The 13,177-nt window shown below is 41.8% G+C and carries 22 protein-coding genes; 21 read left to right on the plus strand and 1 reads right to left on the minus strand.

What is annotated here, in order from left to right:
- Positions 1 to 70: 70 nt before the first annotated feature.
- The 13 genes from ACRHOZ_RS19920 to ACRHOZ_RS19980 all read left to right on the plus strand — a co-directional run bounded on the left by ACRHOZ_RS19920 (position 71) and on the right by ACRHOZ_RS19980 (position 6,345).
- Positions 71 to 367 (plus strand): hypothetical protein, encoded by a 297-nt coding sequence (locus ACRHOZ_RS19920; protein ID WP_431129694.1) that lies wholly within the window; start codon positions 71 to 73, stop codon positions 365 to 367.
- Complete coding sequence (locus tag ACRHOZ_RS19925; protein ID WP_431129697.1) at positions 360 to 572, plus strand: hypothetical protein; 213 nt, start codon at positions 360 to 362, stop codon at positions 570 to 572. The genes ACRHOZ_RS19920 and ACRHOZ_RS19925 overlap by 8 nt, the downstream gene beginning before the upstream one ends.
- Complete coding sequence (locus ACRHOZ_RS19930) at positions 547 to 840, plus strand: hypothetical protein (protein ID WP_431129700.1); 294 nt, start codon at positions 547 to 549, stop codon at positions 838 to 840. Before ACRHOZ_RS19925 ends, ACRHOZ_RS19930 begins: the two co-directional genes overlap by 26 nt.
- Positions 841 to 1,040: 200 nt before the next feature.
- Positions 1,041 to 1,421, plus strand: coding sequence for a hypothetical protein (locus ACRHOZ_RS19935; protein WP_431129703.1), 381 nt, complete (start codon positions 1,041 to 1,043; stop codon positions 1,419 to 1,421).
- A gap of 184 nt (positions 1,422 to 1,605) precedes the next feature.
- Complete coding sequence (locus ACRHOZ_RS19940) at positions 1,606 to 1,878, plus strand: hypothetical protein (protein WP_431129706.1); 273 nt, start codon at positions 1,606 to 1,608, stop codon at positions 1,876 to 1,878.
- A 245-nt stretch (positions 1,879 to 2,123) separates the two neighbouring features.
- Positions 2,124 to 2,477, plus strand: a complete 354-nt coding sequence (locus ACRHOZ_RS19945; RefSeq protein ID WP_431129709.1) for a hypothetical protein — start codon at positions 2,124 to 2,126, stop codon at positions 2,475 to 2,477.
- Positions 2,478 to 2,809: 332 nt separating this feature from the next.
- Positions 2,810 to 2,959, plus strand: coding sequence for a hypothetical protein (locus ACRHOZ_RS19950; protein ID WP_431129712.1), 150 nt, complete (start codon positions 2,810 to 2,812; stop codon positions 2,957 to 2,959).
- A gap of 11 nt (positions 2,960 to 2,970) precedes the next feature.
- Entirely contained in the window at positions 2,971 to 3,222 is a 252-nt protein-coding gene (locus ACRHOZ_RS19955; RefSeq protein WP_431129715.1) for a hypothetical protein, read from the plus strand.
- A 4-nt stretch (positions 3,223 to 3,226) separates the two neighbouring features.
- Positions 3,227 to 3,430 (plus strand): hypothetical protein, encoded by a 204-nt coding sequence (locus ACRHOZ_RS19960; RefSeq protein ID WP_431129718.1) that lies wholly within the window; start codon positions 3,227 to 3,229, stop codon positions 3,428 to 3,430.
- Positions 3,431 to 3,465: 35 nt separating this feature from the next.
- Positions 3,466 to 3,798, plus strand: coding sequence for a YegP family protein (locus ACRHOZ_RS19965; protein WP_431129721.1), 333 nt, complete (start codon positions 3,466 to 3,468; stop codon positions 3,796 to 3,798).
- Positions 3,799 to 3,831: 33 nt separating this feature from the next.
- Positions 3,832 to 4,116: a hypothetical protein gene (locus ACRHOZ_RS19970; protein ID WP_431129724.1), complete on the plus strand. Its 285-nt coding sequence runs from the start codon at positions 3,832 to 3,834 to the stop codon at positions 4,114 to 4,116.
- A 227-nt stretch (positions 4,117 to 4,343) separates the two neighbouring features.
- Positions 4,344 to 4,874 (plus strand): terminase small subunit, encoded by a 531-nt coding sequence (locus ACRHOZ_RS19975; RefSeq protein ID WP_431129727.1) that lies wholly within the window; start codon positions 4,344 to 4,346, stop codon positions 4,872 to 4,874.
- Positions 4,858 to 6,345: a terminase large subunit domain-containing protein gene (locus ACRHOZ_RS19980; RefSeq protein ID WP_431129730.1), complete on the plus strand. Its 1,488-nt coding sequence runs from the start codon at positions 4,858 to 4,860 to the stop codon at positions 6,343 to 6,345. Before ACRHOZ_RS19975 ends, ACRHOZ_RS19980 begins: the two co-directional genes overlap by 17 nt.
- Here ACRHOZ_RS19980 and ACRHOZ_RS19985 read toward each other — a convergent pair whose 3' ends face one another.
- Positions 6,346 to 6,798, minus strand: a complete 453-nt coding sequence (locus ACRHOZ_RS19985) for a hypothetical protein (RefSeq protein WP_431129733.1) — start codon at positions 6,796 to 6,798, stop codon at positions 6,346 to 6,348.
- A gap of 84 nt (positions 6,799 to 6,882) precedes the next feature.
- Here ACRHOZ_RS19985 and ACRHOZ_RS19990 point away from each other — a divergent pair, with 84 nt between their 5' ends.
- From ACRHOZ_RS19990 to ACRHOZ_RS20025, 8 genes are all read left to right on the plus strand, one after another.
- A complete protein-coding gene (locus tag ACRHOZ_RS19990) occupies positions 6,883 to 7,062 on the plus strand; it encodes a hypothetical protein (protein WP_431129736.1) in 180 nt (59 codons plus the stop codon).
- A gap of 158 nt (positions 7,063 to 7,220) precedes the next feature.
- Positions 7,221 to 8,948, plus strand: a complete 1,728-nt coding sequence (locus tag ACRHOZ_RS19995; RefSeq protein ID WP_431129739.1) for a hypothetical protein — start codon at positions 7,221 to 7,223, stop codon at positions 8,946 to 8,948.
- Positions 8,893 to 9,150, plus strand: coding sequence for a hypothetical protein (locus ACRHOZ_RS20000; RefSeq protein WP_431129741.1), 258 nt, complete (start codon positions 8,893 to 8,895; stop codon positions 9,148 to 9,150). The genes ACRHOZ_RS19995 and ACRHOZ_RS20000 overlap by 56 nt, the downstream gene beginning before the upstream one ends.
- A 3-nt stretch (positions 9,151 to 9,153) precedes the next feature.
- Positions 9,154 to 9,966 carry a hypothetical protein gene (locus ACRHOZ_RS20005; protein ID WP_431129744.1) on the plus strand — a complete coding sequence of 271 codons (813 nt, stop codon included), beginning with the start codon at positions 9,154 to 9,156 and terminating at the stop codon, positions 9,964 to 9,966.
- A 101-nt stretch (positions 9,967 to 10,067) separates the two neighbouring features.
- On the plus strand, positions 10,068 to 11,096 hold the full coding sequence (locus tag ACRHOZ_RS20010) for a hypothetical protein (protein ID WP_431129747.1): 1,029 nt from the start codon (positions 10,068 to 10,070) through the stop codon (positions 11,094 to 11,096).
- A complete protein-coding gene (locus tag ACRHOZ_RS20015; protein ID WP_431129750.1) occupies positions 11,096 to 11,686 on the plus strand; it encodes a hypothetical protein in 591 nt (196 codons plus the stop codon). Before ACRHOZ_RS20010 ends, ACRHOZ_RS20015 begins: the two co-directional genes overlap by 1 nt.
- Complete coding sequence (locus ACRHOZ_RS20020; RefSeq protein WP_431129753.1) at positions 11,683 to 12,201, plus strand: hypothetical protein; 519 nt, start codon at positions 11,683 to 11,685, stop codon at positions 12,199 to 12,201. The genes ACRHOZ_RS20015 and ACRHOZ_RS20020 overlap by 4 nt, the downstream gene beginning before the upstream one ends.
- A 10-nt stretch (positions 12,202 to 12,211) precedes the next feature.
- A complete protein-coding gene (locus tag ACRHOZ_RS20025) occupies positions 12,212 to 13,105 on the plus strand; it encodes a hypothetical protein (RefSeq protein WP_431129756.1) in 894 nt (297 codons plus the stop codon).
- Positions 13,106 to 13,177 lie beyond the last annotated feature (72 nt).

Below are 13,177 nucleotides of genomic sequence, written 5' to 3' on the forward strand. Positions count from 1 at the left end.
TTCATTGTCACTGAACATCATTGTCCTACAATATCAACAAAATCAATATAAACGTTTAAAATATTCAACAATGATTTACATAACCTACAAATACCACCGTGATGTTTTTGAAAAGGGAGGCAATTTCAAACCTTGGGTAAGAAAAGCATTTGGAGATAATGTAAGATTCCATGGATTTGGATATGGAATGTACGAACCAACCATTAAAATTGATTCCGTAAGCGTTTTTGAGGAAGGTAAGGATAGACTAAAAACCAAGAACATTATTCAAATAGCAGGAACCTTTAATACCATTGACCAACTGGCATTAGGGGTAAGGAATTTTGTCAATTATTACGAAGACGGAAAATTAGTCAAGCATGTATAATCCAAAAACAATCAAGGGATACATTTCTATGATCAAAAAAATAGAAAAAATATCTCCTCAATATTTAAAAGGGTTTGATGATTTGGATGATGAACAGCAATTTATCGTAGTCAATTTGGATGTTGAAATTTCAAACTGGATTAATGAAATAGTAATTGACCAACCCAATAAGCAAGAGAATGGAAAGAAAAATAATTCACATTGATGAAATGGTTGAGAAGTGCGGGTTTTTCACAACATGCACAACGGTAAACAATGGTTATGGGTGCAAACATCCCGACCAAGAGGAAGTTGACACGGATAACGAAACCAAAAAGCCTCATGGTAAATGTTATTCTTGGAGTTGTCCACTCGCAAATGAGGCCGATTTACAGGACATGAAAGAGTATGACACTGAATTATACAATGATTGGAAGGATGAAGAATATGACCCATCGGAAATGGGAGGGGAATACCTTGTAGTTGATAAATAAACCAAGAAACAATGAGCGATACAAAATTGGACACTGGTAGGGCAAAGCAACTATTAGAGGGTCTGACCAAAAACAATGAAGGATGACATGCAACGGATGTGAAATTAGAGAAAAGTGCCATTATCCATTTAAGGTAACAGAGTGCTTTAACTATAGAAAATTCTGGACAAAGGAACAACGGGAGAAATACGACAAGGAAAATGAGTAAGCCAAAACATATCAAACCGGGGCTTTACGCCATGATTTTTGAGCAAATGAAGGATATAGCCAAAGAATATGGTTACGCCCTTCTAATCCACGGAAGTATGGGCAGAGACCTTGATTTAGTAGCTGTCCCTTGGGTGGACAATCCTAAACCAGAAGAGGAAATGATAAAGGATTTCCATGAGTATTTAACAGGAAAGCCAATCGGAGTAAAACCTGATGGAACTTTTCATTATTCAATCTTGCCAGGTAATAGACACTCTTATGTAATCGATTTAAACCGTGGGGATAAGCATGGGGAATGGGTAAGATTTGAGGACAGCCAATATTATTTGGACATATCGGTAATTCAGTTGACCACCCCCACAAAAGCATAGAAACAAAAACAATTTGAAGATGAACAAGACTTATAGAATTGAATTGAAAAGCTGTATCACACAAAAAGCTAATAGCCCCGAACAAGCTTTGAAAAGAGCAAAGAACAGGGGTAACATTCCCTCACAGGCCATTGTTGGCAGGATAATCAGAGTTGATTGAATCAAACTAGAAACAGAATATAAAATGGAAAACCAGATTTACAAATTGCAAGAAGAAGAGGGAACGTCTTTGAGTTTTTGGATTTGCGACACCAATGATGTAGACCCCTATGATGTAGACCTCTATGTTGAGACGAAAGAAATCGTTGTGACATTCAATCAAGGGGATAGTGATTATGATTTTGATCTGAGCGAATCCGCAGCCAGAAGCCTAATTAAATACCTATCTGAATCTCTGGTTCACATAACGGAATACAACAAAGCTATGAAGGCTTCTAAACCCCACAAAGATGAGTAGAGAGAAAAGGGAACTATTGAACACTAAACCATTATCCAATGGAAAGGAAGAGTAATACAGTCTTAGAAAGATTAAATAAAATCCCAAAGACAATGGAGGCAATATCATGCCCTAATTGTGAACACGTCCAACAAGCCGAAGTTATTATGACTTTACCGTGGCCAATTTATGTGCATGAATGTGTAAGCTGTAAATATTTGATTACAGAAAGTGAGTGGAACGGTTTAAGCCATCAATATTAAGCCATGGAAAGGAAGTTTGAGGAATATTTCGCAGAATACTGTAGAATAAAATATGATGCCACTTACAACATTAGAAAAGTGTTGAAACTAAGGGTCGGGCAAGTTTATATCAGATGGGATGAAATGCCCCTATCAATGCAATGGGGAATACTCCAAGATTTCTTCCTAGAAAACAGATTATTGGTTGAAATAAGAACGGTGGACGACTGGAACACTTGGGTATTCCAAATATTCACGGAAGATTGTATGGCTCCGTTTTTTCATGTAGAGACATCAGAAGAATATGGATCAATCAACGAAGCAAGAACAGCGGCATTTGAAAAAGCCAAGCAACTATACGAACAAAGAACAAAGTAATGAAGGTGTTTATTGAAAACGTTGAGATAAAACTTACCCCTGAGCAAATCCATCTTATCCAAAAAGAAAGGAACCGGAGAAAACGGCATTTGTCAAGCTTTACCAAGATCCTGAAATATTTTGGATTCAAGCCCAGCTTAGGAAACAAAGGATGTTACTAGCATCCCAAAAATGACTGGTGGGCGGAAATATTGGATAGAGGACACTACTTGGAACTATGGATGGTGGGAAAGGGTTTAAAAAGTTATAAGACAATGCCTGGAGGATGGGTGTACGGAAGTCCAGAAGAAGTGGAAAAAGCACTAATACAATCCCTAAAAACAATAAAGTAAATGGAACAATTGAATTACGAACAGAAAAAAGCATTGGAAGAAGGATTTTGCCCCCATTGCTTCCATGGAATCAGTAATTCCGAAAAGGAGGTTCAGCATTGTAAAAACTGCCGTGAATCATGGGATGATGAGGAATTTGAAGAATGGTAAAATAAAGTAAGATGGAAGAGAAGATAGACCGCAACAATCCAGACGACCTTTTGATGCAGATTGGAAGAACCGAATCCGACATTGCGCAGTTGAACAGGGATGCCAATAAACTACATCAGGAAATTGAAAGTTGGCCAAAAAGACTGCAACATCTGGAAATGAGAAAGGAACTTATCCGAAGAAAGATATCCAGAAAGCAAAAATACATTGGTCAGCTCACAGTAGACCTAGCAGAAATAAAGGCCAGAACCAACAAAAGGTAAAATAATGGGAGCCGAAGTTGTACAGTTAATAAAAACCGAGCTACTGAGAAGGGGCAAGGGAATTGAAGGAAGCCCACTTAGGATAATTACCCAGTACTGGAGCTTTGAAGGGGAACTTCTATTTGAAAACGACCCATGGAAAGACCATTTGGAAGACCCGAACAGTGAGCTTACAATCAGCGAAAACGGAACCAACAAAAGGGGGTAGACCATATTGTTGGCCCCAACAAAAAGGTTAGTATTATGGGAAAATTTGAAATAAGAAAAGATAAAGGAAAAATGTTCCGTTTCTGTTTAAGAGCAGGAAATGGGCAATCTATACTGCAAAGCGGTGGATACACCACCAAGGCGGCATGTGAGAATGGGATAGAATCCGTTAGGCAGAATTCCCAAGATGACGTTTTGTATGAAAGAAGGACGGCCAGTGACGGAAGCCCATACTTCAACTTAAAAGCAAGGAACGTCCAGGTAATAGGCCAGAGCCGGATGTACAGTAGTGTTTCGGCAATGGAAAAGGGAATTGCAAGCGTCAAATCCAACGCCCCTAAAGCAGAAATAGAGGACAACAGCCAATGATATTCCAAACAATGTGCATAGCGATAGAGTAATATGGAATACTTAGTAGATGGAAAAAAGTTCGGACTGTCGTACAAAAACCTAAAGAACAGATATCAGGAGTTCATTGAAATGGATGACGACACCTTTTTAGCGAACATTATTGATGCGGCACATTTCGCGATAATGGTGTGCTACCTTAAAGAGATACCGACATATCTATGTCTGTCGGACACAGGGATAGTGCATGAACTTGTACACCTTATGACACCTGGACAGTCACCAACAGAGCTAAAGGATATCCGGGAGACTTTTAAAGAACAACTAAAACTGTCTTGAAAAGACTTATCAATTTGAATTGAATGTCAAACACTTACATATTATCACTATATTTGTAGCAAGAAGCTACAATATTTAACTTGAATGCCTAAAGTAGCTAACATATTCGAAATATGTCCCGATGTTGGTATAACGATCCAATACGCCAACCAGCGAGAAGCGGACATATTAAAGGCAATCCTCATAAACGAGGCAAGGAAACTTAACCCTGAAATCAATATATCTTAATGTCCAATCCGAGTAACTTAACGGACAAACAAAGGAAATTCTGCGAGGAATACATGGTTGACCTTAATGCCACGCAAGCAGCTATTAGGGCGGGATATAGCGAGAAAACCGCACGGGAACAAGCTTCACAGAACTTATCAAAACTTAACATTCAAAATTATATCCATGAACTTCAAAAGGATATAAGGGAACGCAATAAAATTACAGTTGATGGCGTGGTAAAGTCCATTGCAGACATAGCGACCTTTGATATCGCACAATGCTACAATGAGGATGGCTCACTTAAACCTATACACGATATTCCAATTGAGATCAGAACTTCAATATCAGGCATCAAGACATACGAGGAATTTATTGGAAAGGGAAAGGAAAGGGAAAGGATAGGCGATATCAAGGAGCTGAAGATAATAAACAAATTGGATGCCCTTGAAAAACTGATGAGGCACTTAGGGGGATACGAGAAGGACAACAACCAAAGAAGCTCACAGGTTACTTTGTTCCAGTTACCCGAAAATGGAAGAACAGGTTAATGTCATAAAGCCCCAAGAAGGATATCAGATGTCCGCCCTATCTTCAAGTGCGGATATTGTCATTGGTGGAGGCGCGGCGGGAGCAGGAAAAACTTTCAGCCTACTACTAGAACCAATAAGACATATACACAACAAGGACTTCGGGGCAGTTTTCTTCAGAAGGACAAGCCCACAGATAAGGGCCGAAGGCGGACTATGGGACGCATCTAACAATCTTTACGGTCTGATAGATGGTTCAAGAGCAAAAGAAAGTATACTTGAATGGCATTTCCGAGAAGGTTCCAAGATTAAATTTTCCCATTTACAGCACGAAAAGGATATTTATGATTGGCAGGGAGCCGAAATACCATTGATATGCTTTGATGAGCTTACTCACTTCAGCAAAAAGATGTTCTTTTATCTATTGTCTAGAAACCGTTCAACTTGCGGGGTAAAGCCTTATGTAAGGGCGACGTGCAACCCCGACCCGGATAGCTGGGTATCTGAACTGATAGATTGGTGGATTAATGATGACGGGTTTCCGATACCTGAAAGGCAGGGAACTCTCAGATATTTTGTGCGTGATGGGGAGTCCTTTATTTGGGGAGATACTAAACAGGAATGCATAGATAAGGCGTGGTACTTTCTTAAACCGATGGTGGAGCGTTCGGACATACCCGCTGAGACCTATGTTAAATCAATGACCTTTATTGGAGGATCCATTTATGATAACAAGGAACTTTTGGAGGCAAACCCGGAATACTTGGGAAATCTGGCGGCACAGGATGAGGACACAAGACTCCAATTATTGGATGGTAATTGGAAGGTCGCAATAAATCCAATGGATGTTTATGATTACAATGTATTCAAAGACTATTTTACAAATGATTGGGTAAGTCCAGGAGAGAAATGTATAACGGTTGATGTAGCCCTTGAGGGATCGGACAAACTTATAATAAATTACTTTTCAGGAAATAGGTGGGAAGATGTAAAGGTCGTGGATAAGAGTAGCGGGAAAGATGTTGTGGATGAAACCAAGGAAATGCAGAGGCGGCATGGGGTTGGAAATTCCGCAGTTATTTATGATGCCAGCGGTGTTGGCGGGTTCATTGGAGGGGCCAATAATGCGTTCATTCCTGGGAGCGTAGCATTCTTCAATAACGGCAAACAAAAAAAGACCAAGGATAAAAGGGAATTCAAAAACCTAAAGTCACAGTGCTATATCGTTGACGGGGAGGACAAAGAGCAGTACATATCCCCTAAAGTGGCCAATACCATGTACGATGACAAGATGACCGTAAGACAACGTTTGATGCATGAGAGAAAAGCAATAAAGAAAAAGCCCAAGCGCGATGAAGAGGCGCTTGCCTTGATCCCAAAGGATGAAATGAAAGAAAAATACCTAAGCGGGAGCAGCCCCGACTTATTGGACTCCTTTATGATGAAACGAATAAGGGATATAAAGAAAGAAGATTACTTTATCGTGATGTAATTATTGTTTCTGATAAGTTCGATAAGTATAGTCGAAAGTACTGTCGTGATCGTATTCTATCCGCATAGTATTGCCGGAAAAGGTTATTTCAGGAAACCCTACCTCTTCGTCATCTGACGGTATTTGGTGATATACCAATCTGTAGTTTGCCTTCGGATTCACATTGGAGGGGGAATTAAACCATTCACCTGTTCTTATTTGATCAAATGCACAAGTATCCGAATCACCCCACCATATTTCCGAATCAAATGTACCGTCTGGATAAAAGCTGTGTTTCTGGGTATTGCTGCATGGGTCTGTGTCAACAAATGTCTCACCGCTGCTCAACGCCCCACCACTTTCTATTATTTCCCAATCACCTACAATTGGGTCGTTCTCCATTAAATTCCCTTCTTCACTATCAGTTGAACAGGACATTGCAACTAAACTGAGGAATAGTAAAATTTTCTTCATATTTGATTGATTTTGGTTGAACGGACAATATAATAAAAAGTTCTGTTTTACTGGAAGTATTTCTAAAATAATACTACCTTTATTATGCCTGAGAGGGAAAATGTCATAGTACTTGTGAAAAATGGGGAGCCAGTAGGGGTATATGGCAGTGTGAAGGACATGTGCGAAAAGAACCTCGGCTTCAGTTATTATTACCTACGGGAGAAATCCACCTTCCCGTATGAGTACAAGGAATACAAAATCTACAAGATAAAGTTTCGGTAACCATTTCAATTTATAATTAGTTTAAATAAAAATAACTTACATTTGTAATGTCCATAGATGTTTTCCCTTACAGGGTGGCAGATATGGACTTTTTTATTCTATGGACAAGATAAAGACCCTCCCTGGCACCGTAAGGCCTTAAGTAGAGGGTTTTTTTAATGGTACTTGACGAAGACAAGATTTTAGAGCTTATCGAAACCCCTTCCAACGGACAGATTGCCGAATGGAAGGATCAGCACAACACCCTCGACATTTATCTCAATGGCGGGGACGTTGCTCCCTTACTGGAAAAGGTAAAGAACTTCGAGAACGATGAGCAGAAAAAGCTACGGCAAAAGATTGCCAGAAGCACAAAGGATCTACTTTCCTATCTACTGAACCCCGTACAAAAGGTATTCAGTGCCAATGGTTTCAATGAAGAAATCGAATTGGGAACCGAAGCGGCCGAAAAAAAGTTCTTTGAACATCTTGAAGAATTGCCAGAGGGCATGTCGATGCGTGATTGGATGAAGACCTACTGGCTGGAGGCATATATCTCAGACCCGAATGGGGTTCTATTGGTGGAAAGCGAACCGGAGAACAATTCTGCTGACAAGATAAAAAGCTATCCCACATATAAATCCATCAATACGGTACATGACTATCTCCTTAAATGGAATGATTTTGAGTACATCATCTTTCTGCACAAAAAAGTAAGGATAGATGAAGAGGAAGTGCAGATTTATAGGGTCTATGACGAAGAAAAGGACGCGCTCTATTACGTAAAGGATAAGCGACTCAAGAAATATGGCGATGAGGGAACTGAAACCGAAGTAGGCGAATCACATATTTTCATCCATAAGAAAGGCTATGTCCCCGCGGTGCTTGCAAGTGATATTGTCAACAAGAACGGGGGCAAAAAGCCTTTGATCGAGAAAATAGACGAGATCCTTAAGGAATATCTCAGGGATTCATCCGTACACAGCATCTACAAGTTCCTACACGGGTTCCCTATTTTTTGGAGGTACGCCATGAAGTGTACCACTTGCTCGGGAGAAGGCAAAATCAATAATCCCAGATACGATTCGGGACAGCCGATAAGTGCGGACAATGAACCAAAAATCCAATGTCCTACTTGTGAAGGAAAAAGACTGAAGGTCACCAGGGATGTATCGGATGGTGTCACTCTACCGATCCCTACAAGCAGCGAAGACCCAAAACTTGCACCCGACCTAGCAGGGTTTGTTGCCCCAGACCTCGAAACATGGAAGATGCAAGTGGAGGAAATGCACGAAATGAAGAAGGATATGTTCTTCTCGCTTTGGGGAACGAGCATTGTTGAAGACCAAGGGCGTGAAAAGACTGCTACCGAAGCCTATTTGAACATCCAGCCAATTACCGATAAGCTCAACCAGATCAGCAAAACTGCCGAGAACAAGGAGAACAAGCTTGTTAAGTTCATGGGAGAGGCCATGTTCCCGGAATCATTTAAGGAATCAAAGATCAAATATGGCAAACGGTTCCTTATAGAGACCCCGGACGTGCTTTGGGAAAAGTACATAACCGCAAAGGAAAAGAACGCTCCCGTATCGACCTTGGATTATTTGTACGAACAGTTTTTGATGGCAGAGTACCATAATGACCTGACCATGATGGAAAGAAAGGTAAAGGAATTCAATCTGGAGCCTTTTGTACATTACTCGGTTTCTGATTTAAAGGGAGTCGCCACACAAGAGCAGATGCAGGGCAAGATTTTGTTCAGTCAATGGAGCAGCGATGCTGATTTTGATAATGAACTTGAACAGCTAAAAAAAGACTTTGAAGAATTTGTGAACAATAATAAACAAGAAAATGAAGTATCTACAAAAGGTGACCAGAACGCTGGAGGCGGGGAAGGTCAAGAGTGAAAAAAAGGGTGAAATCATCGCTGTTGTCGATTCAATCGGTGACAATCTAGTTACCGATGGCGAACAGGCCCAGGAAGCTAAAAAGGATGGCACTTTGACCGTTTATATTGAAACAACCAAAGCTGCAAAAGTTGCACAGGACAAAGGTAAGAAAAAGCCAAACCCAAAAGCACCAAAAAAGCAAGAAGAAGAAAAAAAATAAACAATGGCACTCAATAAAGAAACCCTTGCTTGGATCGCTGAACTGACAGGGGTAAAAGCGGAGGATATTACCGCAAAGATTGAAAGCGGGAACGAGGAAGGACTGGAAAAGCCTCAAGGAGAATTTTTTACGGATGACGACCTTTCCAAAAGGGATTCATCAAAGTACAGGGAAGGTAAGGAAGCGGGATCTGAAATGCTCGTCAAAGACCTTAAGAAAGAATATGGTTATGAGTTTGATGGAAAGGACGTAAAATCATTTATGTCCCATCACGATAGCCAGTTGAAAACAAAATACTCAAAGGATTCCAATTCACGTGTTGAGGAGCTTGAAAAAGACCTATCCAAACAAAAGGAAACCTATGAGGAAGAGATTACCGGATATAAAACGCAGTTGGCGGAACTATCCGGAAAGTACAGGGGAGAAACGGTAAGGAACACCCTTTTATCGATCATGCCCAAAGAGACGACCATCAAACCGGATGCAATTGTGACACTTTTCAAAAGTGAATACCAAGTTGAAGAGGAAGAAGGGGTGTTGGTGGTCAAAAAGAACGGTGAGACCTTAAAGGATTCCAAGACAGCGAGTCCATTGGAGCTTCAAAATGTATTCAATGAGTACATCGAGAAAGAGGGGTATTCAAAAGGCCAGTCCGGAAGGGGAGGAGTAAACGATTACGGTAGCGGTGGCAATGTCGCCAAAGACCTGGAAAGTTTCCAAGACCAATGGAAGTCCCAGAACCCTGGAAAATCCACTGGTTCACCGGAATATCAGAAAGATTATGCCGAATGGAGAAACAAATCCAAGGCAGCTTAAAAATAGGCCATAGGCCACAAGATTAAATTTTTGCCGAGATATAGGCAAGGGAGTAAACAGCAGGACAATGCAAGATTTATTAATTAAAAATTGTAGACAAAATGGCGAATTACGCAGCTTCCGTACTAGCAGAAGCACAATTGATTCTAGCCGAACGTTTCGCAGCTCCCGAAAAAAGATTAAAGTCTCCGGGCGTATTTGGAGCGTTCCGTAAGAACACGGACATTGCAATACCCAACGTTGGTTCCCTTCGTACCAAGGAAGAACGACCTGAAAACGGGTATTTCTTTAACCGTGCCAAAAGAAGTGTTATCACTTCAAGAACCTATGACCATACTGGAACAGTGGCGGATTCCACTGAAGTAGCTTTCAGTTGGGCCACCTATGGGGACAAGGCACAGACTTCCTTAAAGAGAAGCGATAACAACGTCTTTGCCGATGCGCAGATATTGGCAAACGAGTTGGAGAATATGTTCAAGAACATTTATGAAGGTATTGACGGCGCGGCCTTGACCTATTTAGGGACAAACAAGACCACCGTGAACGGAGCTACCAAGAACGGTGTTTTTGACGCTACCAACGATGTGTTCGAGATTGCAACCGCGAACATTGCACGTTTCATCCAGCATGGCAAGTCCATGTTGAGACAGAACTATTACTCAGGTTCCGCTGATGCGATTCTTGACCCAGCCCTTTTCTTGGAGGCAGAGCATTATTTGAACCAAGGTTCCGGTAACAGTGTGAACACTGCATACCAAGCTTCCTTGGGCGCTCAGATTTGGGAGGCCATTGGGCTTTCCGATGCGAACTATCCTATCGGGGCAGGTTATTTTGTTCCCGAAGGGACAATCGGTGTCGTTGATTGGATTCCACGTCAGAACAGGGAGGGCAAAGGCGACTTTGACTCTGTGTTGGGCGGTTACGGTTCCATCGTTGATCCGATTTCCGGGTTGACGTTTGCCGTTCACAGTTATGCACAAAGAGCGGATACTTCAGCCAGTGGTGGTGACACCCAGGACGAAGTGCAAGAGTGGGAAATCTCAGTTGACCTTAGTTTCAACAAGGCACCGTTGACGGCTGCTGGCGAGACTACAATCTTCGAGGTTGGAATTATAGACACTCCGGCATAATGACGCACGTTGAGCTTAGAGATATTTTAGTGGACAGAGTGGGCTTTAGACAGCCCACCAGCTCCACTTTTACCTTGGATTCCACCACTATCAAAACAGACAGTGGAAGGTATTTTCAAGATGTGCATCCCGTGGTCACGATAAAGAACATTGAGACTTCGAGCCAAGAAATAATAACCGATGACACAGGCATGAACAGCTTTTTGCAAAATCTTACAAAAGCAGTTTGCCTCCAAGTTGTTGGCGATGTTTTCGAGGTTTCGAACATTGATGACAACATTTTGACGGGAAGGGAGAACATTTTTGATGATGCCATTGGTAAGCGGATGGCGATAAACGTAGGGGAGTTGATAATCAATTCCACACGTTCGAACCATACCGAAACGGTCAATAAGGAACTCCAGCAAAAAACATTCTTTGAGGTCAACGGCAACGAGGGCAACCCTAAATTTCCCAACTATGTTGGTTTAAAATCGAGGTATGGGGCGGCAATCGAAAAGTTAAGGGATTCATTACAACAGGTCAGGGCATTGGACGTGGACACGTTAAAGCTTCCTAATTACAACGATACGGAAACTATATTACTATGATCCACCCCAAGACCGACCCAGTTGGAATAGATAAGGTCATTGACAGAATACAGAATATTGTTCACGACCCTTTGGAAACTGCATGGGGAAATGTCGATGTTTACGGAAGGGTCTATCGAATCCAGAAACAGGAACGGGTTGAATTGCAGCGTTACGCTGGCAATGGTAATTATAAGCCAGTCCTGTTCAGCGAGGGCAACAAGGTCTTTTTTGTACAAGGAACATCTCCAGATGTCGTTTCCGGAACTGCTACCAATGACCTATGGATGGTCGTTATAGCGAAATTGGATTCTGACGAGTTCAGAAAAGATGAGGAAGCACATGAATTAATCATGACATCTCTTTCAACCAATTTTCTTTCAAAGGTCATCGGTTTCGAATACGGAATGGAGAACCTAAAGAGAGTAGTGGAGGATTCCATTCAAGGCAACTTCAAATATTCCGATATACACCCTTATCACGTGTTCATGGTTAAAATGAATATAGAGTATAGTTTGATTAAAAATAATTGTTAAAACATAAGAAATGAGTTATTCAACAGTATGTGATGCCGCAGCGGCGGGGAGGCTTAAAGGTACTGGGCGAAGCGGGAAATCCCAAGCGGGTGCAGATCAGGAGCTTTTCTGGTCTCCTAACACGTTTTCCTTTTCGAACAAGACCGATGCAGTAAGCCAAGCCGCATGGAACACAGCGGTAGCTGCCGGGAACTTGTACTACATAGGGGTGATCGAGGAATTTGATTCCAACGACACGGAGCCTACTTTTTACGAGTCCGCAAACGGAAATCTAAGGCTACAGACCGCCAATGCCAAGCGGGTGCGGCAGTACCGATTGGTGGAGTGCGCATGTACCCACGCTGCCTTATTGTCTTTTGATGGACAGAACGGAAGGTTGTTCGTAAGGACTTCCAATGGTTATTTAAGGGCAAGGATTGAAAGTGACGGCACGGTTAGGGGCTTTAAGACCACGCAATTTGATGTAGGGCTTAAGACCGCCGCGACCACCGAGACCCCTGCATTTACCCCAATTGATGTTACTTATGAGACCCCAGTGGACGACGATAAGGACATTTTCGAGGATTCCATTGATTTTGAGTTCAGTCAGGTTGACCAGATATTCAACGCTGAGTTTGCAATCAGTTCGGTAGCGTCCAACGGGTCGAACCTGACATTTACATTGACCGCAACCAAGGATTGCAGTGATGCTCCACTAAGCGGATTGACCACGAGCCACGTAAGGTTCTTGGATGCCAACGGTGCAGCCTTTGGAGGGGCTATTACAATGCCAGAAACAGGAAGTACCGGAGTGTACTCTGTAGATATAACTACTGCGGAAACGGTAGCGGATGTTGACATTGATGGCGTACAACAGGTTAGTAGTATCAATTATGTCTCTGAACAGGTTAGAGCCAGTGTATAATGGGACATGAGATAGGAAAATATAGGCTCTCCTCTGATTTCAAAGCGATGTCGGAGGAGAAGTTTATATCCG

Origin of the sequence: Flagellimonas flava, assembly GCF_050617915.1 — a bacterium.
GTDB classification, from domain to species: Bacteria; Bacteroidota; Bacteroidia; order Flavobacteriales; family Flavobacteriaceae; genus Flagellimonas; species Flagellimonas flava_A.